The sequence below is a fragment of the Penaeicola halotolerans genome (assembly GCF_016464625.1).
GTDB lineage: Bacteria > Bacteroidota > Bacteroidia > Cytophagales > Cyclobacteriaceae > Penaeicola > Penaeicola halotolerans.
The window spans coordinates 35,243-58,836 of sequence record NZ_JAEAGO010000004.1; the positions used below are offsets into that span (position 1 = coordinate 35,243).

The window sequence follows — 23,594 nt, forward strand, 5'->3', positions numbered from 1 at the left end:
TATCTAAAAGCTTTTGAATCCCTAGTCGATATGATTTCGGCTAGGGATTTTTTATTTGGGGACTTCGATGTGAAAAGTACTTCCTTCTTCTTGGTCTGAGGTTACCCAAATTTTGCCATGTAAGTTGTCGATGATTTTTTTACAGATGGCTAGTCCTATTCCGGTGCCGCTAAACTCATCTTTGGTATGGAGTCTTTGGAAGAGGACAAATATTTTGTCAAAGAACTCTTGCTCTATGCCGATGCCATTGTCTTTGATCGAAAGCCACCAGTGGTCGGAAGTTTCTCCTCCAGTCACTGTAATGTGCGGTGCAATGTCTTGTCTACGATACTTTATGGCATTGGAGATGAGGTTTTGGAGGACTTGCTGCATAGGTGCTTTAGAGATCGTGACAGTCGGAAGTGCAGCTATTTCTATTTTTGCTTTGCTTTCATCAACAGCCGTCTTATTGAGTTCTATGACTTCAGCCACTAGTTTTTCAAGTGAGATTAGCTCTTTTTTATGCTCTTTTTTGCCCACTCGCGAGTACTCTAAGAGGTCTTGGATGATGGCACGCATGCGCACCGCACCATCCACTGCAAAGTAGATATACTGCTGTGCTTTTTCATCCAGTTGATTTTGGTACTTACGTTCTAGCTGCGTGAGGAAGCTGGTAACCATTCTCAGTGGCTCTTGGAGGTCATGAGAGGCTATGTAGGCAAATTGCTCCAGTTCTGCATTAGAGGCAGCAAGCTCTGCAGCATTTCTCTTGAGCTCTTGGTTGAGTTCATTGAGTTGGTTTTCATAGGTTTTGCGGAAAGTGATGTCCTTGCCATATCCAAAGACCAGTTGCTGGCCTTCTAGTAGGATGGATGAGCTCCAACTTATCCAGCGGATATCTCCCTCTTTGGTGAGGTAGCGGTTTTCAAAGCTGACAATGTTATTTCCATTTTTGATAGAGTTCAGAATTTGATCTGAGGGATTATGATCATCTGGATGGATGAAATGGTTCATTGGCTGACTGAGCAGTTCTGCTTCGGTATAGCCGAGTATTCTATGGAAAGCGGGGTTGACTTTTTTGAAGTATCCATCCAAGCCCGCAATGGTGAGCAAGTCTGGAGAGTAGTTGAAAAACTTTTTGAGCTCATCCTCACTCTTTTTGCGCTCTATGTCTAGTGATATCTGAATGCTGATCTGCTTCATGAAGCGCTTGAAGTCATTGTTGACATCTACTGCCTCTGGATGTAAGAATGTAAATACGCCAATCACCCGATCCTTGAATAGAATAGGAAGCCCTACTGCGGTGTTTACTCCGATCTTTTTGGCATGTGCCTTTCTTCTAAACTTAGGGTGGTGGGTGATGTCTTCATAGACTGTGAGAGATTTGTCTTGCCAAGTTTGGCCTACTAGTCCTTGTCCTATTTTGAAATTAGTTTTTTGATCCTCTAGGAAAATGGCGCTCTTTTCATCTTTGGCCCATGAGCCACTGAGTAGGATCTCTTGGTGGTCTAGTGCTGTGAGCCAAGCCTCTCCAAATACAAAACCCAACTCCAAAGAAATGATGCTTAGAACTTCTCTGAGGGCATCATGAATTTGCTCATTTTGTCCCAATGCAGTTATGATTTGAAAGATCAAGTTTTGTTCTCGCTCCCTCTTGTGAAGGAAAGTTACGTCTCTGGAGATACCTACTACACCAACTGTTTGCCCTACACGATCTTTAAGTGGCAGTTTGGTCGTGAGGATGTGTTGTTTCTTACCATTTTTGGTGATAAGGGTTTCTTCTCTGTCAAAGATGCCTTTACCTGTTTTAAGGATTTGGATGTTGTCAGCGATGTATTTCTCAGCAACTTCTGTTGGGAGAAATTCAAAGAGTGTTTTGTGAAGCGTTTCTTCCTCAGAATTTACTCCCATGAGCTTGAGGATGGCTTTGTTGTTGACCACGTGCTTGAGAGACTGATCTGTGACGTAGACATAGTCAGGAATATTGTCTATGATAGCGCGTAGGATATTTCTTTCACCTGCGATTCTATTTTCTATTTGTCTGCGCTCAGTGATGTCTTGAAAGATGCCATAGAGTTTTTCGGGGTGGCCATTTTTGTCAAAGATCACTCTTCCCTGAGATCGGATGTCTCTGATGCTACCGTCCGGTCTGATGACTCTCTTTTCGATGTCATAAGGAGCACCTGTTTGGATAGAACGCTGCACAGCTTCATTGGCACGTGGCTGATCATCTGGATGTATGCTCATAAAGGCTGCATCTGCTGTACTAGCGATACCCCCTGGCTCATAGCCAAGTATTCTGAAAAATTCATCCGAGAAAATACAATCTCCTGATTTGAGGTCATATTCCCAGCTACCTACGTGAGAGATGCGCTCTGCTTCATTGAGCAGCTGTCTGTTTTTTTCTAGTTCCTGTTCTGCTTTTATTTTTTCTGTGACGTCATTTAGTAGGACTATGCTGGCACGTACTCCCATGTAGTCGATGATCCTTCCTGTGATGTCAAAAAAGATGATACGGCCATCTTTGGCTTGGTGTCTCCATATCTTTTGGTGAATCGCTTTGCCATAAGCTTCCTCTGATCGGGTGGCGTTTTCGATCTCTGCAATATCTTCTTGTGGGCGAATGTCTTTGATTGTCAGTTGGAGGAACTCTTCTTTGGTGTAGCCATATTTGTCTAGTGCGGCAGCATTGCACTCCATGATTTGGAGCGTTTTAAAGTTGTAGATGAAAAGCGGTATTGGATTGCTATCAAAGATATGCTTGTATTTTTCCTCATTGGCTTTGAGGATTTTTTCATGGGTGCGCAGGGCGGTGATGTCTGTGGCTACGCAGTACATGCACTGATTGGCAGCGTCCCAAGTGGAGGACCATGTATGGATGACAATACTACCGTCTTTTTTGATGTAGCGGTTTTCGTAGTGTACGAAGTCTTCTCCTTTTGTCTTGCGCGTAGCGACATCAGCAGTTCTCGACTTGTCCTCCTCATGTACTAAGTCTAGGAAATGCCTCCCGATGAGTTCTTCAGGGGTATATCCCCATACGATGGTGGAGGCATTGCTCACGTAGGCAAATATGCCATTAGCATCTATGGTACAGACTACATTGAGTGATTGTTCCAGTATTTTTTGTAAATGCGGGGCATCAGGCTGAAGGCCATGGATCGCTGACATAATAGTAAAATTAGGCACTGTTAATCCTTCCTAATTTTAGAAAAAAATAACTAATCGGAAAGCTTTATCAGATTTATAAAATTAAAAATCAGCATTTGGGATTTTTAATGCATATAGAAAGCATTGTAATCCGTTTTATCAAAATAAAATAGGGGAGCACTGCTATTACTTTAGACGAGCATATACTTTGAGCGTTTCATCCGGGAAATAAAGCTCTAGATAGGGCTTGATCACTGATTTTTGAAGTGATTGTGCTTTTTCTTGGATCAGTTCATCGATCTTGCCAGGGTGTGGTCTCACGATCGGGTGAGAGGTAAGCTCTACTACGATCCACTCTGCTGCCTGAAATGTCTTTTGTTCTAAAGTATCAGCGGGCGCTAAAGGTGCTAGTTGTCCTATGAATAGCTGCGTACTATCGCTATCATCGTTTGGCTCAAGGTAGTAGATCGTACAGAGTGCATCTGCTTTTCCAGCGGCTACGGACTTTTGGAAAGTTTTGAACAATTCAGCAATGGCTTCATCTTTTTGCTCGCCAGTATAGGTGATGCCCTCTGCTTGAAGGGTAGTATTTTCTACAATGGTAATACTTGGAGTATCAAAGCCTCCTAGGTATGCGTAAATGATACCTGCTACAGTGAGTAAGCTGAGAATGAGGTAGAGGTTACGTTTTAGATTCATGATCAAAATATATATCTAGCACCGACAGCCGCTTGAAATCTCATGGGACCAAATCGGTCGATTATTTCAAGGAAAAGACTGGTTTCGAAGTATAGGGTGACAGGTGCTGTAGGGATTTCATAGCCTAATCCGAGGATACTCTCTATACCCATGTCGATGTTGGTGATGGTCTCTCGGGTCTGATTGGGGAGTGGTTCTGTGAGGTTTTCGTAGAGATAGTCCACATTGATAAACCTCACCTGTCCTCCGAAGCCGTAATACCAGCTGAGTCCTTCTAAGTCTGTTTGTTCATACAGGTCTTGATGAAATACATATCGTCCCTGCATAGAGGAAGAAGAAACGACATTGTGGCCTTGATAGCTGAAATCGTCAAATCTAGGGTCGTCTAGAAAGGCATTTCGGTAGTAATTGGCTTGTGTACTGCCAGAAGTACGGCCTATGATGAGTTCGAGTGCTGAGCCATCTCCCACATAGTATTTGTAACTGAAACCTAAAGGATCGCCAAGTCTTAAACCCAGAGAATGTCTCTGGGCAAAGCTAGCATTGGCTGCCAAGAAGCAGATCAAAAAAATGGCACCTATTTTAAAAAGTTTCATTACAGAATATTTTTTCTAAATATAGTTAAAATCTCTAAACTACTTCTTTGAACTGCATCTGATGCAATTGTGCATAGAAGCCATTTTGCTGGAGGAGTTCCTCGTGTTTGCCCATTTCTTTGACTTCACCTTTGTGCATGACGACTATTTTATCTGCTTTTTGGATAGTCGATAGCCTGTGTGCGATGATCACAGAAGTTCTGCCTTTCATCATCTTTTCGATGGCTGACTGGATCATCTCTTCCGTCTCTGTATCTACTGAGGATGTAGCCTCATCTAGCACGATGATCTCAGGATCATAGACGATAGCTCTCACAAAGGAGATCAATTGTCGCTGACCGACAGAGAGAGTAGCTCCTCTTTCCATCACATTGTAGTCATAGCCACCGGGGAGTTTGTCTATAAACTTATCAGCTCCTACAAGCTTGGCTGCTGCGATCACTTGCTCTCGGGTGATATCTGGATTACCTAACGTGATATTTTGGTAGATCGTATCGGAAAAAAGGAAGACATCCTGTAAGACTACGCCTATATGGCTTCTTAATACACCTAATTCATAGTCTCGGATGTCATGCCCACCCACATAGATGTGTCCTTTATTGATTTCATAAAATCTACTGAGGAGGTTGATGATGGAGGACTTACCAGCACCTGTAGCTCCTACCAGAGCGAGTGATTCACCAGTCTTGATGTCTAGGTTGATGTCTTTGAGGACATACTCTTCGTCATTGTATGCAAACCATACGTTCTCTAACTTGATGTCTCCAGATATTTTGGTTGGCTTGAGTTTGCCATCATTTTGGATATGCTCTTCACTATCGAGTAGTTTGAGGATTCTAGAAGAACTCACAATACCGAGTTGTAAGGTGTTGAATCTATCAGCGATCATGCGGATAGGTCTGAAGAACATCTGCAAATACATGATGAAAGCGATCATGATCCCTACAGTCACTTCATAGTTGAGTACACTGCGAGCGCCCCACCAGATCACAAGTCCGATCCCGATGTACTGGATCATTTCCGCTACTGGGAAGTAGATGCTGTAGTAGAGTACTGATCTCAGGTTGGCTTTTTTATGCTCGTTGTTGATGTCTTTGAACTTCTGTGATTCTCTCTTTTCTCTGTTGAATATCTGTACGATGTACATCCCTGTGATGTGCTCTTGGAGGAATGAGTTCATGTTAGAGACAGCATTTCTCACATCGTTGAAAGCTACTTTGATTTTTTCCTTAAACACATAGGTACTGAGCAGTAGTAGCGGGAGTGTACACAAGCTGATCAGGGTGAGCTTCCAGTCGGTGTAGAACATGATACCGAGGATAAAGACCAGTTGGAGTAAGTCACCAATGATGGCCGCTAGACCTTCGCTGAATACATCAGATAATGTCTCGATATCAGAGATATTGCGCGTGACTAACCTACCGATCGGTGTGTTGTCAAAAAACTTAAGTCGCATCCTTGTCAGGTGATTAAAGAGCTTGATGCGCATGTCTCTGATGATGACTTGGCCAATCCAGCCAGAATAGTAAGTATGGAGGAACTGCACGATGGCTTGTACCAGTAAAAGTCCTATCAGTAGATAGATCATCCAGATCAAGCCTTCAAAATCTCCAATGGCCACATGGTCATCGATGGCTTTTTGGATATAATAAGGACGCGTAGGGGCCAAGACCGCCAGTGCGATGGTCAGGAATACTAAGAAGTAGAATTGGAGATTGTAAGGTCTGATGTAGTCGTAAAGCTTACGCAACACCTTCATGTCTACTATTTCTCCACTTTTGATATCTTGTTCCAATGTACGTTCAGCTTTTAAAATATGTCTGTTGGATATGTCACCTTGGTCAGGAAAAGTCCCTCAGGGGGCACTGATCGGCCTGCTTTTTTTCGGTCTTTGGCTGCTAAGATAGCTTGAAAATCTTCGACTTTGAGTTTTCCTTTGCCTACTTCTAAGAGTGTACCTACAATGGCACGCACCATACCTCTGAGAAAACGATTGGCCGTGATATTAAATATCAATAAGTCCTCTTTTTGTTCCCAATAAGCCTCGGTGATTTTACAATCAAAGGTGTAAACGCTTGTCTTTACCTTGCTGAAGCTTTCAAAATCTGTCCAAGATAGCAATACTTTGGCTGCTTCGTTCATGGCAGCGATATCTAGCGATGCATTATTGAAGTAACACAGATTATGCAAAAAAGGATTTTTCTCCTTAGAAATAAAGTACTGATAGCTTCTGTCCAGTGCGCTAAATCTCGCGTGAGCATCGTCTTTGACAGGGAAGATTCGAGCTATATGGATGCTTTCAGGTAGGAGTTTGTTGAGTTTAAAGCAGAGTTGATCTGTATCGATCGCTTCCTCGAGGTCTATGTGGACAAACTGCTGTTTGCAGTGCACCCCTGTATCTGTTCGGCCGCTGGCTGTGGTAGTGATCTCTGTTTGTAGCAAAGTAGAGAGGCATTTGTTCAGCTCACCCTGTACTGAGTGTGCATTGTGCTGGACTTGCCAACCATGAAAATCTGTTCCTCTATAGGCTATCTCCAGAAAATATCTCAAAGTCTTCTTTTTTGGACAAAGATATTCAATCTCTACTAGTAGTGAAACTGATCAGCGAATATTCCCTGTAGCATGGGAGAGATTTTCTAATTTGTTTTTTTTGGGCGTTATTTGTCAAAAATTCACACAACATGATTCAAAGACTTCAAACGATTTTCTTATTTATCTCGGCTTTAGCCGCTGGTCTGTTTTTATATTTTCCTACTTGGACCAAGATCAGCTCAGATGAGCAGACTAATCTCAGACTCAATGCTTACAAACTGGTAGAGACCGACATGTCTAACTTGGAAGCTACGACAGTAGTGAATGAGCAGAGTGTGATCTACATTGCGATTTTGGCAATGTTGGCTATGATTTTGGCTTTGTATTCTATATTTCAGTTCAAAAATAGAATCAGACAGATGGCTATTGGCTTGGCCAATACATTGATCTTAGCGGTGGTACTTGGACTTTCTTTTTATCATGCTTACCAAGCTAATCAACAGCTAGAAGGTCCAGATGGAGTGTTCCTATTAGGCTTTTTTATGATTCCTGTGGCGATGATCGCCAATACGATGGCCAATAGATTTATCCGAAAAGATGAGAAATTGGTCAGATCTGTTGATCGTATCAGGTGATCAAGGTATCTCAAAGCATTAAAAAATCCCTAAAGTGAAGGCTTTAGGGATTTTTTGTTTGTGGAGATTTAGAAAAATCTAATTCCGATCGTAGGAATGATGGTGTCAAACCCATCTGTAAAGATCATACTGGTTTTGATTTGCATATTGCCATAGAAGGTAAAAGCATATGCTGCTCGGAAAGTATCTCCTATGAAAATCGGCCCTTCTTCTTTGAGCAAATAACCTACTGAGATGGTATTGCGTCTGGCAGGTGGTAAGAAGCCAAACTCAAAGTTTACAAAGGGATTGGTGTGGACATTGATGCCCGTCTCTCCTGTTTTTGGTGTAAAGAGAAAGGTATTCGTCAGTGAGAGACCATAGGTGGTGTAGGTCATGTCATAAGTAGCTCTAAAGCCAATCTCTGGTGCAAACTCACCTCCTAAGTAGTCTAGTCCAAGCGGAAACCCAAGGGTGATGGCTCCTTTTCTTGGGGTGTACTTTTTATTAAAGTAAACTTGAGCATCTCCTGGAATCATCCAGTTGGGATTGAGGTGATAATATAGTGTCTCACCTTCTGGGAATTTGGTGGCGTTTTTCAACCCAGTTTCAAAAGCTTTGATCACTTCTTCTCGATCGGATTTTTCTGGGTTGAAGACACTGATGACTTTACCGCCATTGGGTAGTTCAAATTTGACCGTGTCTGTGAAGTAAGTAGGATTGTTTTGAATCCAGCGCTTAAAGGAGATCAGGTATTTGGGCGTTTTGACCCCAAGATCTTGTGCGATGGCCCATTGTCCGAGGCACATAAAGGAGAGTAAAAGAATGATTTTTTTCATGATAGTGATTGATTAAGGGTTGAATAATTTGACCCTCGCGCGTGAGTCTTTTGGTGTATATACAGTGGGGTTTTCTAAGCGGGCTGTGATGGGCATCACGCTCACTAGAATAGTGACTTCTCGTTTATATCTTTCAAAGGCTTCTTGCACCGCTATTTCTTCCGCGGTGAGCGGAGGTAGCGTCATGTCCAAAAGCTTTTTAGGCTTTTGATCTTGCCAAGCAATCATAACAGTAGTCGTGCTAGTGATCGCTCTTTCCTTGACTACTGGGATTTCAGCCATACTTTTTTCTGGTAGGCTAGGAGTTGCTAGTGATGCTAGAGGCAATGTTGCTTTTGAAATATTAGTCCTTTGATTTTGAGGTATTTGCTTATTGATCTGATTATTGGATCGTTTTGTGAGCTCTATGTTTTCTTCGCTTTCTTCTTTCTTATCCTCAGATACTACAGGCATGTTTGTATTCAATGGTGTTTCGACTGTAGTGAGTATATAATCAGCAGAAGTTGATGCAGGTGTTTTTAGACCAATCCATAATCCTATCAACAATATCCCTGCTGCGGCATAAGGCCACCAGATGAGTTTTCGTTCTTTGGCTGCAATCGCTTTGCTGATCATCATCCAAGTATCTTCTGAAGGGACTCTCACAGGCAAGTCATCCGCTACAGCCGCTACTTGTGCATCCAGCGTCTGTTGCTGCTTGATGCCCTCCCAAAGTGTGGCTTTGGGTTGGTGTGAAGGAAGCTGATATGGTTTATCTTTTTTCATGCTTGAGTTCTTTGTTGAGCAGCTCTTTTAGGAGCTTTTTGGCATAGTGTAGTTGTGACTTGGAGGTGCTTTCTGTGATCTGAAGTAGCTTGGCAACCTCTTGGTGTGTGTAGCCTTCTACTTCAAACAAGACAAATACTGTACGAGCACCTTTGGGTAGTTGGGCGATGGCTTGGTCTAGCATCTCGCCATCTATCCAGCCTTCTAACATCTCTCCGCCTACTTCTACTACTGTCTCCAAACTTTCATGGAGCTGCATTCCATTGATTTGTTTGAGTGCTTTTCTGATCATGATCTTTTTGATCCAAGCTCCCAAGGTACTTTCCTGTCTGAACTTGCTGATGTTTCTAAAGACTTCTATGAAGCCTTCTTGCAAGATGTCATTGGCTAGGTCATAGTCATAGGACATGCGATAGACTAGGTTGAACATGGCTACTTTATACCGCTCGAATAGTTCGAACTGTGCTTGGCTGTCATTTTCTTGACAGGCTTTGATCAGTTGATTTTCTTGCGGGTAGATTTGTTTCATATACACACTAAAGAGTGGATAAAGCCTCAAAAGGTTGGAATGCCTCCTTAAAATCGTGTAAAATTTTATAAGGTCTATGATTTGCCTTTGTAAAAGCGGAATTTTTTCTTCTAAAAACCGTTAAATTGGTATGATGAAGATCAGTAAGAAAGAATTTGCCGCACTCACGCTGAGAGATAAGATTGATGTATTGTATCAATTAGGCACATTCGTGACCAATATTCGCTACTATGGCTACAAGGTCAATCTTTATTTACTGTCTACTTTTTATGTGGAGGTCTTTTACAATCACAAAAAGGATTTGATTGAAAAAATAGAGTTTCTACCTCAAAATCATTCCAGACACAAGTTTTACTCAGATCAGATCAAGTTGCCTCTGGACCTTGTCGATTAAGCTTGGCTGAGTTGAAGGAGCTTTTGGTGGGCTTTTAGCACTTGAGGGATGATCAGACTTTGGTCATCATTTTTGATGATCAGTTGTGCAAGTTTAGCAGCTTCTTTAGGATCAATTTGTTGTGCAATGATCTGTTTGATCTGCGCTAAAGTTCGGTGTGTATCTCTAAACATCACTCGAGTGATTCGCACACTTTCGGGAGCAGTGACGAGGATCATCTGATCAAATGATTGATAGCTGCCTGTTTCAAAAAGTAATGCTGCTTCATTGAGGACGTATGGGCTGTTTTGGTGTTTGGCCCACTCGCTAAAATCAGCTCTGACAGCAGGATGTACCAGTTGGTTGAGTTGAGCGACTGCCTCTGGGTCTCCAAATACCTTTTGAGCAAGGTATTGATTGTTTAGCTTGCCTGATGGGTCATAGGCATCCACACCAAATTTCTCTTGTATGGCTTTCTTCAATGCTTCACTTTCCTGCATTAGCTTTTTAGCTTGCTTATCAGACTCGTATGAGGGGATGCCGAGGATATTAAATATTTTGACAACGGTACTTTTGCCACTGCCGATACCACCTGTGATGCCTACTTTGAGGGGCTTATTGCTCATTGGTGACTTGAAATGTGTTTCTTTCAAACTGTACATTTTCCAAAAAAGCAGGTTTCCTTCTCAGTTTGGGTCTGAGGATGGAGTCTTCTTTGATGAGTTCAAAGTCTAGGATAGCTTCCAGTGTGAGCGTCTTGAGTTGCTTTACATCATCTTCTCGAATATTGTAAGTGATGTTGATGGAGCTATCTGCTGGATCGGTATATATTCCTTCAGGGAAATTGACTCTTCTGAGTTTAATTCTTTGAGAGCCTTCGAGTAGTTCTACTACTTCAAATTGCACATTGACCGTGTTTTGCTCCCAACTAAGTCTGGCATTGTCATAGTCAGGAAGTGCTACCTCTTTATCAAAATTAGCCTTTAAGTTTTTTTCGTTATCAAGCTGTAAAACATAGTTTGGCGCTATTGCTTCAAGAATCGATTGTGGACCTCTCAGTTTGACGGTGTTTGGCTTGATGTTGATTTCACCTTTGAGGAGGAAGTTTTTAGCAAGCAAGATGCTACTTGTATCTATGCTAAGCTGGATGTCTTTAGTAATGATAGGTTCTAGATAGATATCTATGGTATCTGTATAGATGCGATTGAGTGCGGTGGGTGCGATCTCCGCTTTTATTTGATCCTCTAGGTCTCTTCCTAGGATGTATTTGGTTCTTTCTGGGTTGTTGATTGTCAGGACGATCGGATTATTAGATCTTCTAAAGCCTCTTTTGAAGAGGTCCCAACCGCTTCCAGAAACTTCTATGCGGACTTTGTCGGTAAACTTATCAGTTGGTACAAAGAGGGAGTCATTGTACTCATATGTGATGGGATAATCTAGGTTTGTGGTATAGTCAGGCTTATTGAGTGCACTGAAAAACCAGAAAGTGGTAGATGCTATGAGACATAGCACTACCACTTTTAGTTTGTCTTTACTCAATCTTTTGAATGAGAAAAGTGAGGTAAATATAGTTTTGACTATACTCAATTTTACTTCGTGTTTTTCTTAGTGAAATCTAAAGACACGGCAGATTTTTCAAAAGTTAGCTTCATTCCTTTGTCTACTTCCAAAGTGATGGTGTCAGTATCTACACTGTACACTTTACCATGAAGACCTCCTATCGTAACGACTGCATCTCCTTTTTTGATAGCTTCAATGAAGTTTTTCTGATCTTTTTGCTTCTTCTGTTGTGGTCTGATCATGAAGAAGTAGAAAATGATCGCGATACCTCCAAAAAGGAGTAAGTTTCCCATCCAAGGATTGGCTGGTGCAGCATCTGCTTGTGCTAATATGAAATTTAACATGTTGGTTGTTTTATCTTTTTACGGGTCCTGTTGTTTGTATTTGGCTATTTCTAGGAGTCACGAAGCCTTTGACACTTAGTCTATTTACTGCTGGAGCAGTATTAGATGTCACTGTTACGATTGGGCTTTGCTGATTTGGCTTTCCAGTAGAGTTAAATTCTACTTTGATCTCTCCTTTTTCACCTGGTTTGATAGGATTTTTAGACCAGTCAGGTACTGTACATCCGCAGCTTGCAGAAGCATTAGAGATGATGAGGTCTTTGTCTCCCGTGTTGGTGAAGGTGAAAGTATGCTTCACGACTGTACCTTCAGGTACTGTGCCGAAGTCATAGACTGATTGGTCAAAGGTGATGTTAGTGATATTGCCTGATGTGACAGCTGTTTGTTGTGGCTGTGCAGCTTGCAGGTTAGGATTAGCAACAGGTGTTCTGCTTGATTCTAATCTAGCGAGTCTGTTTTCTAATTCTTTGATCTTTTGGTCTTTCTCTGCGTCATTTCCGCATCCAAAGGCTCCCAAAGTAAGTGCAAGGAGCGGTGCTATCCAGTACTTTTTCATGTTAGTCTACTTTGTTATTGATTTGGTTGATCAAGTTTTCTACATCATTGAGCAGGGTTTCTGCTTTTGATTTGGCATCAGAGATGACCTTATTGCCCTCTGATTTGGCTTCGCTAAAGCTCAAATCTTTGTTAGAGATGAGTTTCTCGATAAGTTCTTCTAGGTCTTCCTTATACTTAGAGAGTTGATAAGTCAGTTTGTCTCTCGTATTGGATCCTTTGTCAGGGGCAAATAGGATACCTATGGCTGCGCCAGCGGCTGCACCTGTCAAGAATGCTATCAGGGTGTTTAATGATCTGTTCATATTGCTATTATTTATTGTCTAATAATCCACGTCCACTTTTTCTGATTTTTCCTGCCTTGTCTAGCTCGGCAGAGAGTACATCTAGGAGTCCATTGATAAACTGCTTACTCTTAGGTGTACTGTAGTTTTTAGAAAGCTCAATATATTCATTTATGGTCACTTTTACGGGAATACTGTGGAAAAACTGCATTTCCGTGAGCGCCATATCCAAAATTATCCGATCTGTCGAAGCAATCCTATCAAAATCCCAGTTTTTAGTTTTGGGCGATATGAGGGCTTTATTGATCAATCTATTTTTAACAGTTTCGTCAAAGATGTCTTCAAAAAACTGCTTGTCTTCTTCCCAATTTTGAGAGATTTCTGGTAGTTCAAAATCATCTGGATCTATGTCTGGCGCATACCATTTGATGATGTTCGCAGCTAGACTTTTGGTGATGCTTTTGTTTTCTGCCCAGTTGATGTCCATGCTTTGGAAGTAGTCCATGATGGCGTCTACTTTAAAGATGATTTTCTTCACTAAGTGAATCGCGATCTCTTGATCTTGCTCAAAAGTAGGTGCGTCCAATCTGGCATACGTTAAAAAGGCCTCATCAGTTTTGACATAGTCCTTGTACCAAGACTTGACCAAGTCCCTATCATCAGCCCAAGAGATATTGCGTCTGACCATCTCTGCTTTGAGTGATCTACTGTTGTTGATAAAGTGGACGATTTTGTTCTGATGTAAATTGAGGCTGATTGGTTCTGCTGTACTTTGAATTCTCGAGCCTTTGAGTCTTTTCTCATTTTCCTCATAGACCATTTCTGCAAATTCTGCTAACAGGAGCAGGACTTTCATGTACAGTGAGGGGATGTTCTCGGCAGCTGAGAGCATGTTGTGTCTGAGGTATTCGAGGTCTTTTTTGTTTTGTTTGTGGTAGTAGTTGAGTGCGTCTATGACGGCAGTTCTGATCTCTGGGGTCTTGGCGTCTTCTAGTAGAAGTTGTTGGAGATCATGATTTTTCTCGAAGAGCTGCTTGGCTATTTTGCAGTCAGCTTTGAGTTGTACGCGATCTTGGGGTTGCATAGAGTTCAAGTCTGGCTTGAAAGCATCATCTATGAGCTCTTTCGCGAGGTTTTTATTGGACTCTCTACATTGATCGTAGGCAAAAAGGCTTTGCATCGCCTTAATTCTGAGGGTACGTCTATTTAGCATGTTTTATTATAAAGAACGTTTTGTCTCTAGAGACTTGAGTGACTGCGAGAGAAACCAATCTCTCGCAGTATGTTTTTATTAGTAAGAAAGTTTTACTTTGCCCATGTCATTGATTCTCTTCAATGCTAGCTGCATCGCAGCTTCCTGAGCAGGTATGTTTTCTTTTTCTGCTTTATTTAAAATGTCTAAGCAAGTATCGTAGATTTTTTCAGTTTGTGCGTAAGCCACATCTCTGTTGTATCCACCGATGAATTCTGCATAGACGTTGATCACACCACCTGCATTGATCAAGAAATCAGGCGCATAAGTGATGCCTCTGTCCATTAGCATCAAACCGTGCTTTTGGTCATCTTTCAATTGGTTGTTGGCAGCACCCGCTACTATCTGCACTTTTAGTTGAGGGATCGTCTCATCATTAAGTGTAGCTCCTAGCGCACATGGAGCGTAGATATCTGCATCGAAGCTGTAGACATCTGCTGGATTGATTGCTGTCGCACCAGTAGCTTTGGCTACTTGCATGAGTTTATCTTCGAAGATATCCGTCACAAATACTTGTGCACCTTCTTTGATAAGTCTTTCTACTAGGTATTTACCTACTTGACCTACTCCTTGTACGATGACTTTTTTGCCATTGAGTGAGTCGTTGCCATATACTTTTTTAGCACTGGCTTTCATCCCTAGGTAAGTACCATAAGCTGTCACTGGTGAAGGATCTCCTCCGCCACCTCTTGTTTCTGGTAGACCAGTTACGTGCTTGGTTTCCATCGCCATGTATTCGATGTCACTTGTCTTCATGTTGACATCTTCGGCAGTGATGTATTTACCACCAAGGCTATCTACGAAGCGACCAAATCTTCTCAAGAAAGCTTCATTCTTTTTCGCTGGATCACCGATGATGACTGCCTTACCGCCTCCTAGGTTGAGACCTGAGATCGCATTTTTGAAAGTCATTCCTCTAGAAAGTCTGAGTACGTCAGTGATTGCTTCTTCATCAGAGGCGTAGTTCCACATTCTAGTACCGCCTAGCGCAGGGCCTAAAACAGTATTGTGGATGCCGATGATGGCCTTGAGTCCGGTAGGCTCGTCATAACAGAAAACTAGCTGTTCATGTCCAAGAGAAGTGATTTGTGCAAAGACACCATCTTGCTTCACTTTTTCGATAGCATTTATCTCTACCATTTAATTAAAGTTATTAGTTTATGTTACTTTTGGGTTTACTTGCGGAAAGATCAGATCTTATGATCAAAGAAGGTTTAAAAGGCAATGCAAAATTAACTTTTAAAACCAGTTTTTCCAATGCAATTTTAATAGTATTCAGAAACCTAACAAGCCTTTTAGAGGTTTTTATTCAGTGAAAGAACTCGCTAGACTCAATAAGTATCTTTTGAAATATAAGGCCTATCTCCTCTTGGGGATACTATTTACGGTCTTGTCTAATATTTTTGCAATTATTCCTGCTCAACTGGTCAGGTATTCAATAGATTATGTGGTTGAAAATTTCGCCTTTTTTAACCTCTTTGAAGGCTTTTCGATTCAAGAAAATTTTAGGGATGCCTTTCTACTCTTCGTAATTTTATTTGGTGCATACATCATTTTCATGTCCTTCGTCAGAGGATTCTTTCTCTTTTTGGTCAGACAGACAATTATTGCTATGTCTCGGCATATCGAGTTTGACATGAAAAATGAGATCTATGATCACTATCAGAAGCTGCCTTTGAGCTTCTACAGAAAGAACAGTACGGGTGATCTTATGGCGCGTATCACCGAGGATGTGAGTAGGGTTAGGATGTACTTAGGGCCTGCCATCATGTATGGGGTCAACCTGCTCGTTTTGTTCCCGCTGGTGATTGGTGTGATGCTCTCTATCAACGTAGAACTAACACTCTATGCGTTGATTCCACTGCCGATACTTTCTTTAAGTATCTACTTCGTCAATAACCTGATCAATGAGCGTTCTGAAAAGATCCAAAAGAGCTTGTCAGGACTTTCTACTTTTGTGCAGGAGGCTTTCTCCGGTATCAGGGTCCTCAAGGCTTTTGTGCGTGAAGAGGACATGGGGCGTAAGTTTGCAGATGCTTCTGAGGACTACAAAGTCAAGTCTATCAGGTTGACTAAAGTTAACTCGCTTTTTTATCCGCTCATCATGGCATTGATTGGACTCAGTACTATTTTGACTATTTATATTGGTGGTAAAGAGGTGATCGAGGGTGCTATTGGTTACGGTGTGATCGCTGAGTTTATCCTATATGTGAATATGCTCACATGGCCAGTGACGGCTCTTGGCTGGGTGACGTCCATTATCCAACGTGCGGCAGCATCTCAGGCGCGTATCAATGAGTTTATGGAGACGGAGACAGACATCATTTCTGTCAAGAAAATTAAGCCTCCTATCGTAGGTGAGATCAAGTTTGAAAATGTCAGCTTCATCTATCCAGACTCTGGCATCAAAGCTTTAGATAATGTCAGCTTTAGCGTAGGAGAAGGAGAAACTTTAGCGATCATCGGGACGACTGGTTCAGGTAAGAGTACTATTGCTAACTTGGTGACTAGGATGTATGATGTCAATACTGGTCAGATACTCATAGATGGTCAAGATATCAAAGATTATGATATCGAGTATCTGAGAGGTCAGATGGGTTATGTACCACAAGATGTTTTCTTATTTTCTGACTCTATTGGAAATAACATCGCTTTTGGCTTAGATGAGACCGAGATGGAGCGCGTCAGTGCTGCTGCTAAAGATGCTGATGTGTATGATAATATTGTAGACTTTCCTAAGGGCTTTGAGACGAAGCTAGGGGAGCGAGGCATCACTCTCTCAGGTGGTCAGAAGCAGCGTGTGTCTATCGCACGTGCTATCGCTCGAGAACCCAAAATAGTCTTGCTCGATGACTGTCTGTCTGCAGTGGATACCAAGACAGAAAATGCCATCCTCAATAGTTTGGCTAAAGTAATGAAGGGAAGGACTTCTTTGATCATTTCGCATCGGGTGTCATCGGCCAAGTTGGCTGATAAAATCATCGTCCTAGATGATGGCAAGATCGTAGAGGAAGGCACTCATAAGTCGTTGCTTGCTAAGAAGGGTGTCTATCAAGAGCTTTATGAAAAGCAATCTCAACAACCTGCGGAGACTTTATAAATGTGTGATAAAAAAAGGGCTGCTTTCGTGAGAAGGCAGCCCTTGATTTTTTTTATAGGTCAAACTTGATTCCTTGTGCTAGTGGCAAGGAAGCTCCATAGTTAATCGTATTGGTTTGTCTGCGCATGTAAGCTTTCCAAGCATCTGAGCCAGATTCTCTTCCACCTCCGGTTTCTTTTTCTCCCCCAAAGGCACCGCCTATCTCCGCTCCTGAAGTACCGATATTGACATTGGCTATGCCACAGTCAGAGCCTGCATGTGATAGGAATTGTTGCGCTTCTCTCAAGTTGAGGGTCATGATGGCTGAAGAAAGCCCTTGAGGCACGGCATTTTGCATGGCGATGGCCTCTTCTAGCTCGGTATATTTCATGAGATAGAGAATAGGCGCAAAGGTTTCGTGTTGTACGATCTCGAAGTGGTTTTCTGCTTCATAGATACAAGGTTTCACATAGCAGCCAGATTCATAGCCTTTGCCAGAAAGGACTCCACCTGCTATGACTTCTTCTCCACCTTCTAATTTTACTTGTTCAATAGCTTTGAGATATTGTGCTACAGCATCTGTATCAATGAGTGGCCCCATGTGGTTCTGTTCATCTAGGGGGTTACCGATTTTGATTTGCTTGTAAGCGTTGACTAGCTTTTCTTTGAAAGTGTCATAGATACTGTCGTGGATGATCAGTCTACGAGTAGTCGTGCAGCGCTGACCAGCAGTACCTACTGCACCAAATACTGCTCCGATGAGCGACATCTCTAAGTCAGCCTCTTTAGAGATGATGATGGCGTTATTACCTCCTAGTTCGAGGAGTGAGCGACCTAGTCTGCCAGCTACAGCTTGTGCGACCAATTTCCCCATACGAGTAGAACCTGTCGCAGAGACAAGTGGTATGCGTGTATCATTGCTCATGAGTTCGCCAATTTTAGCATCGCCTATTATGAGACCTGAGATGCCTTCGGGAAGGTTGTTTGCCTTAAGTACTGACTGGATGATTTGCTGACAAGCGATACCAGAGAGAGGTGTTTTCTCGGATGGCTTCCAGATACAGACGTCTCCGCAGACCCAAGCGATCATAGCATTCCATGACCAAACGGCTACTGGGAAGTTGAAAGCAGAGATGATACCTACAATGCCGATGGGATGCCACTGCTCATACATGCGGTGATTAGGACGCTCAGAGTGCATGGTCAATCCATACAGTTGGCGAGATAGCCCCACCGCAAAATCACAGATATCGATCATTTCCTGCACCTCTCCTAGGCCTTCTTGGTAGGATTTTCCCATTTCGTAAGAGACTAGCTTACCTAAGTCCGCTTTGTATTTTCTTAGTTCATCACCCATTTGGCGGATGATTTCACCTCTTTTTGGGGCAGGCACGAGTCGCCAAGTTTGGTAAGCATCTGCTGCGGTCTTTACGACAGTTTCATACGTTTCTTTGGAAGCCATTTGCACTTTGGCGATCAGCTTGCCATCTGCTGGAGAGTATGAGTTGATCCATTCTCCACTGCTTTTCAACCAAGTTTGTCCAGTAGAGCTACCAAGATTTTCTGCTTTTATACCAAGTGCACTGAGTGCTTTTTCTATACCAAATTGATCCATGTTATCCTGAGTTTTATGAAGGCGACAAGATAGTAAGCTCCCATAAAAAAAGCACCCATTTGGGTGCTTTTTATGTATGATTGATGTGTGCTCTTACTTAGAAAATCACTGGATAATAAACCTTCTGTCCGTTTGGATAAAGACCGAGTATCATGACTTTGCCATTAGCTTTTTGAAGGGCTGATTTCACATCCTCTGGCGTCTTGATCTCTGTCTCACCGATGTAAGTGATGATGAAACCTTCCTTGATGCCACTTTCCACCCAGTTTTCTGCCTTGAGTGAGTTGATGATCGCTCCACCCTCTATTTCTAGACGCTGTTTGATGGCAGCAGGCACCTCTTCAAATGTCGCTCCGCCAGCTTCTACCACTACTGGGACAGCTTTTTTGATGATTTTGGTGTCACCTTCCATGCTCTTTAGCGTTAGGTTGACTTTTTCAGGAGAACCTTTTCTCAAGAATTCTACTACGATTTTGTCTCCAGGTCTTTTTTGAGCGATAGCTTCTTGGAGTTCTGCTGTGCTATTAACCGCTTTACCCTCTATCTTTTTTACGATATCACCTTTTTTCAGTCCAGCTTCTTCAGCTGCACTTCCAGGATTGATTTCTACTAAGTAAACACCATTATAGCTATCGAAGTCCTCGTTAAACTCCTCTTCGATGTCTGCACTTAGGTCTACGATACGTACGCCTAGTAAGGCTCTTTGTACTACGCCATATTCTTTGAGGTCTTCCACTACTTTGCCTACGATAGAGGATGGCACTGCAAAAGAATAACCATTGAAAGTACCCGTTCTGGTAGCGATGGCGGTATTGATACCGATGAGCTCTCCCGCGAGATTGACCAGTGCGCCCCCGCTATTGCCAGGGTTGACTACGGCATCTGTTTGGATAAAGGATTCTATCGATAAGTTGTTTTCTGATCTCAGGATATTGATGTTTCTAGCCTTGGCGCTGACGATACCTGCTGTCACGGTAGAGTTGAGATCAAAAGGATTACCTACGGCTAATACCCACTCACCGATGCGGACATTGTCAGAATTGGCTAGTTTGAGATATGGAAGCCCCTTAGCCTCTACTTTGAGCAAAGCGATGTCTGTGTTAGGATCAGCACCGATGACTTTAGCGTCATATCTTTTATTGTTGGATAAAGTGATCTTTACATTAGAAGCATTTTCGATCACATGGTTATTGGTCACGATATAGCCATCATTAGAGATGATCACACCTGAACCCGTTTGTGCTCCAAAGCCTCTAGGCATTGGCTGTTGACCTCTTTCGCCCTCTCTCAGACCAAAGAACTCTTCCCAAAACTGTGGCACTTGGCTTTCTGGCCCACTACTTCTTGTACGAGAAACAGAAGACACCACATGCACTACTGCTGGAGTCACTAGTTCGGCTGAAGACACAAAGTTTAAGCCCTCAGGCACGGTATAATCAGTATCTTTAAGTAAGCTGGTAAAGCGTGCTGTTTGGTCAGCATAAAAGGTGGCGTTTCCCTCTCCCTCGTTCTTGAAAAACTGTACGCTACCAGCAGCGAGTACTCCACCGAGGAATGCTGCTAATAAAATGCCGATGAAAAACTGTCTTTTACTAATCATAATTCAATCTTTGATTTACACTCTTTAAAACGACTAATTAACGAAGCTGTTTCTAAAATTAAGCTTTTATTCTGAGAGTTTTAACTTCTTTTAACGTCAAAAGGCGGGATATGCCCGCCTTCATTTATGCTATACTGATTTGAGTTGATTTGACTCGTTTTTGATCTTTTGGTAAGTTGATTTGCAATATACCTTCCTGATAGCTCGCACTGATTTTTTCGATGTTGACATCATCAGGGATGTAAAAGGATCTGCTGAACGCGCCAAATTGCGTCTCTACACTGTGATAGTTTTTGTCTTTTTTTATCTCTTCAAATTTACGCTCGCCTGAGATCGTCAGTCTACCATCGGTCAAGTCTATCTTGAAGTTTTCTTTTTTCATCCCAGGGACTGCTACATGGATTTCATACGCCTCTGAGTTTTCCGCGATGTCTACTGAAGGGCTAAATTTAGCGGTCTTCGTAGTGATCGTATCGTTGAAGATTCTGTCTAGCATCATGCCGATAGAGGTAGGCATGGTGTCTTGAAGTGAATTATATTTGATCATGCTCATGGTTTTAATTTTTTTAATGTTAAAATTCAAAGTTTATAGCTGATCAGGTAAATCTGAAAAAGTGTACCAGTCCAAAAATCAGGATAATTTGATGACAAAATGTCTTGATTTTAAGAATTTAACGGGTTTTAAAAGACAATATGTCATTTTATGAGTACTACTACCAATTGGAAAGCCCTGCTGGGTCCAGGAATATTGTTTGCAACTACCTGTATTGGAGTATCCCACTTGGTGCAGTCCACACGCGCAGGGGCTGACTATGGCAACTCCCTTTGGTGGATCATCATACTAGCCAACTTACTCAAGTATCCTTTCTTTGAGTTTGGCTCTCGCTATGCCGCAGTCACAGGTAGGTCACTGATCGCAGGATATGCAGCTCATAAGCGCTGGTGGCTGGTCATGTATTTTGTGCTGATGTTGATCACGATGTTTACGGTGACTGCGGCAGTGTCTTTTGTGACCGCGGCTATGGTGGGTCAGTTTATCGGTTTGGCGATCGATCCTGTATTGCTTACGGGACTATTGCTAGCTGCGGGAATCATTCTTTTGCAAGTGGGCAAGTTCAAAAGTTTAGATTTTTCAGCGAAGGTTATTACGATCGTCTTGACGATAACCACTTTGGTGGCTTTTGTGCTGGCACTGGGTCAGCCGAGTCAAGCGAATACACTTACAGTAGACCAGTTATTTAGTGATGGTAGTGTACTCTTTATCGTAGCTTTGATGGGATGGATGCCTACTGCGCTGGATCTTTCTAGCTGGAATAGTCTCTGGACAGTGGAGAAGATGCAAAGTATGATCGAAAAGCCCACGGTCAATCAGGTACTCAAGGAATTTGCCTTAGGCTATGTATTGTCAGCAGTTATGGCTTTGCTCTTTATGGTGATGGGAGAGAGGATGTTTTTTGGCAAGGGCGTCATCTTGTCGGATAATTCGGTAGTCTTTGCCGGGCAGATTGTCTCGATCTATACTGAGGTCATCGGTGCCTGGGTATATCCTATCGTGTCTATTGCAGCTGCTACGACCATGATCGGCACCATGCTGACGATCTTGGATGGCTACTCTCGGGCAAGTGTGGAGGTGGTGAGCCTACTTGCCAGACGAACCAAAGCCTCTATTTATAGTGATGTCTTGGCTAAAGTATTACTTTCAGGTGTGGCCATGGTCATCGTAGCAGGTTTCAGCACGCGGATGAAGTCACTGGTAGATTTGGCAACTAGCATTAGCTTTTTGATCGCCCCATTTATTGCTTGGATGAATTTAAAGTTGGTTTTTGGTAGAGATATCCCAGTCGAACATCGGCCGGGAAGGTTTCTGCAAGTGCTCAGTGCGTTAGGGTTGATCTTCTTGATAGGCTTTAGTATTTGGTATTTGTGGATATTATTTAAAAATTAATTGACTGAAAATGAGCCTAGAATTGTCAAGAAAGGCTTTTTGTCAAAGTTTTTTTAAGTTCCTGTTTTGACTTTAAAAATAAGCCTTCTATATTTGCATCACATTAAGCGAAAGGCTTGGTGCTGAAAGATATTTTCCTCCTTAGCTCAGCTGGTTAGAGCACCTGACTGTTAATCAGGGGGTCCTTGGTTCGAGCCCAAGAGGGGGAGCAAAAGCGATCGAAAGATCGCTTTTTTTGTTTTATGACTTTTTGTTACGCCCCTACAGGCTCGTTTGATAAGTATACTTTTTCATCACAGGGCTTCACCCTGCGCTAGTTTGTTTTGGTCTTTCCTCCCTTTAGGAGGCAGGTAGCGCCTTTGCTGTTTGATCTGATTTTAATGGAGTGAGATAGCACGATTGATTGTCCAGAGTTTATGATGTGGTTATGTTGTGATGCGTGTTATTTTTAAGTATTTGAAGGCTTTAAGATGTATTTTTAGTCTTAGCATATTTATTCAAATTTATCAATAGTCATGGCATTAGTGTTTAACATTTAAAATATTATGTATTTAATTACATTAGTCATAGAATCAATTATCTTTATTTTAAAGAATCTGATTCAAAATTTCAGTGCATAAAAGAATCAACAAAAACTTCACTGATAAGACTCGTTAATTGGACCTAGTCTTTAGTAGAGACTTATGATCGGCAGGGTATTTCTTTAAGTTAGAAAGAGCATGAAAAATTCAAAAATCTTCTTATTTATCTCAATTTTGTTTCTCTGTACAGGATGTCCTGATCAAGATAAATTTGATCCTAACAGAGAAATACGTATTGTGAATAGTTCAGATATGGATTTAGTAGAGTTGAGAACAGAGCGTTTACTTAGTGATACTTTACTTCCAATATCAAGCCCATTTACTGATCAAATTTTTATAGAATTTGCCACAATCAAAAGTGGTTCTAGTATCCTAATTCCTGTAGAAAGTGAAACTGTTAGAGAGTATGGTTTAACATTGTTTTTGTTATCTTATGATACTTTGCTAAGCGTTCCATGGGAGCAAATAAGAGAAAATAATTTGATTGAGATGCGCTACGATCTTACTTTAGAAGATCTAGAGGATATGGATTGGACAATAATTTACCCTTGAAAGTCCTGTTAATTAGGTTGGTCAATGGATTCTTTATGAAGTAATGATATGGCACGATAACCCACGATTCAAACCGTGGGCTATATTATTTATCGCTGTTAGTACATTCTGAAATTAAAAGCTTCTTCTCCTAGCTCTCTTTTTTATCTAA

The 23,594-nt window shown here is 42.0% G+C and carries 23 protein-coding genes and 1 tRNA gene; 6 read left to right on the forward strand and 18 right to left on the reverse strand.

Translation table 11 applies throughout. The features are described from left to right. Positions 1–51: 51 nt before the first annotated feature. The 5 genes from I5349_RS10880 to truA form a co-directional block, all read right to left on the reverse strand. On the reverse strand, positions 52–3,150 hold the full coding sequence (locus I5349_RS10880; protein ID WP_226390802.1) for a PAS domain S-box protein: 3,099 nt from the start codon (positions 3,148–3,150) through the stop codon (positions 52–54). Positions 3,151–3,315: 165 nt separating this feature from the next. Continuing rightward, positions 3,316–3,828: a hypothetical protein gene (locus I5349_RS10885; protein ID WP_226390803.1), complete on the reverse strand. Its 513-nt coding sequence runs from the start codon at positions 3,826–3,828 to the stop codon at positions 3,316–3,318. A 2-nt stretch (positions 3,829–3,830) separates the two neighbouring features. Further along, entirely contained in the window at positions 3,831–4,424 is a 594-nt protein-coding gene (locus I5349_RS10890; RefSeq protein ID WP_226390804.1) for a hypothetical protein, read from the reverse strand. A gap of 34 nt (positions 4,425–4,458) precedes the next feature. Next, positions 4,459–6,183, reverse strand: a complete 1,725-nt coding sequence (locus tag I5349_RS10895) for an ABC transporter ATP-binding protein (RefSeq protein ID WP_226391086.1) — start codon at positions 6,181–6,183, stop codon at positions 4,459–4,461. A 50-nt stretch (positions 6,184–6,233) separates the two neighbouring features. Then, entirely contained in the window at positions 6,234–6,974 is a 741-nt protein-coding gene (gene truA, locus I5349_RS10900) for a tRNA pseudouridine(38-40) synthase TruA (protein WP_226390805.1), read from the reverse strand. Positions 6,975–7,105: 131 nt separating this feature from the next. Between truA and I5349_RS10905 the strand changes: the two genes are divergently transcribed. Continuing rightward, positions 7,106–7,591 (forward strand): DUF4293 domain-containing protein, encoded by a 486-nt coding sequence (locus tag I5349_RS10905; protein ID WP_226390806.1) that lies wholly within the window; start codon positions 7,106–7,108, stop codon positions 7,589–7,591. Positions 7,592–7,659: 68 nt separating this feature from the next. On the opposite strand, the gene I5349_RS10910 is transcribed toward I5349_RS10905, so the two are convergent. Genes I5349_RS10910 through I5349_RS10920 form a run of 3 tightly spaced genes read right to left on the reverse strand, consistent with a single transcriptional unit; the run spans position 7,660 to position 9,703 of the window. After that, a complete protein-coding gene (locus I5349_RS10910; protein WP_226390807.1) occupies positions 7,660–8,409 on the reverse strand; it encodes a hypothetical protein in 750 nt (249 codons plus the stop codon). A 12-nt stretch (positions 8,410–8,421) separates the two neighbouring features. Further along, positions 8,422–9,174, reverse strand: coding sequence for a hypothetical protein (locus I5349_RS10915; protein ID WP_226390808.1), 753 nt, complete (start codon positions 9,172–9,174; stop codon positions 8,422–8,424). Next, the gene (locus I5349_RS10920; RefSeq protein WP_226390809.1) at positions 9,161–9,703 is read right to left on the reverse strand and encodes an RNA polymerase sigma factor; all 543 of its coding nucleotides are present in this window, start codon (positions 9,701–9,703) and stop codon (positions 9,161–9,163) included. The genes I5349_RS10915 and I5349_RS10920 overlap by 14 nt, the downstream gene beginning before the upstream one ends. Before the next feature lie 130 nt (positions 9,704–9,833). Here I5349_RS10920 and I5349_RS10925 point away from each other — a divergent pair, with 130 nt between their 5' ends. Continuing rightward, entirely contained in the window at positions 9,834–10,097 is a 264-nt protein-coding gene (locus I5349_RS10925) for a hypothetical protein (RefSeq protein WP_262895394.1), read from the forward strand. On the opposite strand, the gene coaE is transcribed toward I5349_RS10925, so the two are convergent. The 7 genes from coaE to I5349_RS10960 form a co-directional block, all read right to left on the reverse strand. Then, positions 10,094–10,702 carry a dephospho-CoA kinase gene (coaE, locus tag I5349_RS10930; RefSeq protein WP_226390810.1) on the reverse strand — a complete coding sequence of 203 codons (609 nt, stop codon included), beginning with the start codon at positions 10,700–10,702 and terminating at the stop codon, positions 10,094–10,096. The two genes, I5349_RS10925 and coaE, sit on opposite strands and share 4 nt — an antisense overlap. Next, positions 10,692–11,663 carry a YbbR-like domain-containing protein gene (locus I5349_RS10935; protein ID WP_226390811.1) on the reverse strand — a complete coding sequence of 324 codons (972 nt, stop codon included), beginning with the start codon at positions 11,661–11,663 and terminating at the stop codon, positions 10,692–10,694. Before I5349_RS10935 ends, coaE begins: the two co-directional genes overlap by 11 nt. 2 nt (positions 11,664–11,665) lie before the next feature. Continuing rightward, positions 11,666–11,980: a preprotein translocase subunit YajC gene (gene yajC, locus I5349_RS10940; RefSeq protein WP_226390812.1), complete on the reverse strand. Its 315-nt coding sequence runs from the start codon at positions 11,978–11,980 to the stop codon at positions 11,666–11,668. Positions 11,981–11,990: 10 nt separating this feature from the next. After that, positions 11,991–12,536 carry a DUF1573 domain-containing protein gene (locus I5349_RS10945; RefSeq protein ID WP_226390813.1) on the reverse strand — a complete coding sequence of 182 codons (546 nt, stop codon included), beginning with the start codon at positions 12,534–12,536 and terminating at the stop codon, positions 11,991–11,993. Between the two features lies 1 nt (position 12,537). Then, positions 12,538–12,840 carry a YtxH domain-containing protein gene (locus tag I5349_RS10950; protein WP_226390814.1) on the reverse strand — a complete coding sequence of 101 codons (303 nt, stop codon included), beginning with the start codon at positions 12,838–12,840 and terminating at the stop codon, positions 12,538–12,540. A 7-nt stretch (positions 12,841–12,847) separates the two neighbouring features. Further along, positions 12,848–14,032, reverse strand: a complete 1,185-nt coding sequence (nusB, locus tag I5349_RS10955; protein ID WP_226390815.1) for a transcription antitermination factor NusB — start codon at positions 14,030–14,032, stop codon at positions 12,848–12,850. 78 nt (positions 14,033–14,110) lie between these two features. After that, positions 14,111–15,211 carry a Glu/Leu/Phe/Val family dehydrogenase gene (locus I5349_RS10960; RefSeq protein WP_226390816.1) on the reverse strand — a complete coding sequence of 367 codons (1,101 nt, stop codon included), beginning with the start codon at positions 15,209–15,211 and terminating at the stop codon, positions 14,111–14,113. A 172-nt stretch (positions 15,212–15,383) separates the two neighbouring features. Here I5349_RS10960 and I5349_RS10965 point away from each other — a divergent pair, with 172 nt between their 5' ends. Next, positions 15,384–17,171 (forward strand): ABC transporter ATP-binding protein, encoded by a 1,788-nt coding sequence (locus I5349_RS10965; protein WP_226390817.1) that lies wholly within the window; start codon positions 15,384–15,386, stop codon positions 17,169–17,171. Between the two features lie 52 nt (positions 17,172–17,223). Here the strand turns inward: I5349_RS10965 and amaB are convergent, their stop codons facing one another. From amaB to I5349_RS10980, 3 genes are all read right to left on the reverse strand, one after another. After that, the gene (gene amaB, locus I5349_RS10970; RefSeq protein WP_226390818.1) at positions 17,224–18,765 is read right to left on the reverse strand and encodes an L-piperidine-6-carboxylate dehydrogenase; all 1,542 of its coding nucleotides are present in this window, start codon (positions 18,763–18,765) and stop codon (positions 17,224–17,226) included. Positions 18,766–18,862: 97 nt separating this feature from the next. Next, complete coding sequence (locus I5349_RS10975) at positions 18,863–20,365, reverse strand: S1C family serine protease (RefSeq protein WP_262895395.1); 1,503 nt, start codon at positions 20,363–20,365, stop codon at positions 18,863–18,865. Between the two features lie 124 nt (positions 20,366–20,489). Then, complete coding sequence (locus I5349_RS10980; protein WP_226390819.1) at positions 20,490–20,912, reverse strand: Hsp20/alpha crystallin family protein; 423 nt, start codon at positions 20,910–20,912, stop codon at positions 20,490–20,492. Positions 20,913–21,068: 156 nt separating this feature from the next. Here I5349_RS10980 and I5349_RS10985 point away from each other — a divergent pair, with 156 nt between their 5' ends. From I5349_RS10985 to I5349_RS10995, 3 genes are all read left to right on the forward strand, one after another. After that, positions 21,069–22,310: an NRAMP family divalent metal transporter gene (locus I5349_RS10985; RefSeq protein WP_226390820.1), complete on the forward strand. Its 1,242-nt coding sequence runs from the start codon at positions 21,069–21,071 to the stop codon at positions 22,308–22,310. Positions 22,311–22,445: 135 nt separating this feature from the next. Continuing rightward, positions 22,446–22,519: transfer RNA gene (locus I5349_RS10990), tRNA-Asn, on the forward strand. 510 nt (positions 22,520–23,029) lie between these two features. Continuing rightward, complete coding sequence (locus I5349_RS10995; protein WP_226390821.1) at positions 23,030–23,443, forward strand: hypothetical protein; 414 nt, start codon at positions 23,030–23,032, stop codon at positions 23,441–23,443. The last annotated feature ends 151 nt before the right edge of the window (positions 23,444–23,594 follow it).

What these genes read in the sequence shown, in the direction of transcription:
- I5349_RS10880 (WP_226390802.1), bottom strand. Translation starts at nt 3,150, where the DNA reads ATGTCAGCGATCCATGGCCTTCAGCCTGATGCCCCGCATTTACAAAAA.
- I5349_RS10885 (WP_226390803.1), bottom strand. Translation starts at nt 3,828, where the DNA reads ATGAATCTAAAACGTAACCTCTACCTCATTCTCAGCTTACTCACTGTA.
- I5349_RS10890 (WP_226390804.1), bottom strand. Translation starts at nt 4,424, where the DNA reads ATGAAACTTTTTAAAATAGGTGCCATTTTTTTGATCTGCTTCTTGGCA.
- I5349_RS10895 (WP_226391086.1), bottom strand. Translation starts at nt 6,183, where the DNA reads ATGAAGGTGTTGCGTAAGCTTTACGACTACATCAGACCTTACAATCTC.
- I5349_RS10905 (WP_226390806.1), top strand. Translation starts at nt 7,106, where the DNA reads ATGATTCAAAGACTTCAAACGATTTTCTTATTTATCTCGGCTTTAGCC.
- I5349_RS10910 (WP_226390807.1), bottom strand. Translation starts at nt 8,409, where the DNA reads ATGAAAAAAATCATTCTTTTACTCTCCTTTATGTGCCTCGGACAATGG.
- I5349_RS10915 (WP_226390808.1), bottom strand. Translation starts at nt 9,174, where the DNA reads ATGAAAAAAGATAAACCATATCAGCTTCCTTCACACCAACCCAAAGCC.
- I5349_RS10920 (WP_226390809.1), bottom strand. Translation starts at nt 9,703, where the DNA reads ATGAAACAAATCTACCCGCAAGAAAATCAACTGATCAAAGCCTGTCAA.
- I5349_RS10925 (WP_262895394.1), top strand. Translation starts at nt 9,834, where the DNA reads ATGATGAAGATCAGTAAGAAAGAATTTGCCGCACTCACGCTGAGAGAT.
- coaE (WP_226390810.1), bottom strand. Translation starts at nt 10,702, where the DNA reads ATGAGCAATAAGCCCCTCAAAGTAGGCATCACAGGTGGTATCGGCAGT.
- yajC (WP_226390812.1), bottom strand. Translation starts at nt 11,980, where the DNA reads ATGTTAAATTTCATATTAGCACAAGCAGATGCTGCACCAGCCAATCCT.
- I5349_RS10945 (WP_226390813.1), bottom strand. Translation starts at nt 12,536, where the DNA reads ATGAAAAAGTACTGGATAGCACCGCTCCTTGCACTTACTTTGGGAGCC.
- I5349_RS10950 (WP_226390814.1), bottom strand. Translation starts at nt 12,840, where the DNA reads ATGAACAGATCATTAAACACCCTGATAGCATTCTTGACAGGTGCAGCC.
- nusB (WP_226390815.1), bottom strand. Translation starts at nt 14,032, where the DNA reads ATGCTAAATAGACGTACCCTCAGAATTAAGGCGATGCAAAGCCTTTTT.
- I5349_RS10960 (WP_226390816.1), bottom strand. Translation starts at nt 15,211, where the DNA reads ATGGTAGAGATAAATGCTATCGAAAAAGTGAAGCAAGATGGTGTCTTT.
- amaB (WP_226390818.1), bottom strand. Translation starts at nt 18,765, where the DNA reads ATGGATCAATTTGGTATAGAAAAAGCACTCAGTGCACTTGGTATAAAA.
- I5349_RS10975 (WP_262895395.1), bottom strand. Translation starts at nt 20,365, where the DNA reads ATGATTAGTAAAAGACAGTTTTTCATCGGCATTTTATTAGCAGCATTC.
- I5349_RS10980 (WP_226390819.1), bottom strand. Translation starts at nt 20,912, where the DNA reads ATGATCAAATATAATTCACTTCAAGACACCATGCCTACCTCTATCGGC.
- I5349_RS10985 (WP_226390820.1), top strand. Translation starts at nt 21,069, where the DNA reads ATGAGTACTACTACCAATTGGAAAGCCCTGCTGGGTCCAGGAATATTG.
- I5349_RS10995 (WP_226390821.1), top strand. Translation starts at nt 23,030, where the DNA reads ATGAAAAATTCAAAAATCTTCTTATTTATCTCAATTTTGTTTCTCTGT.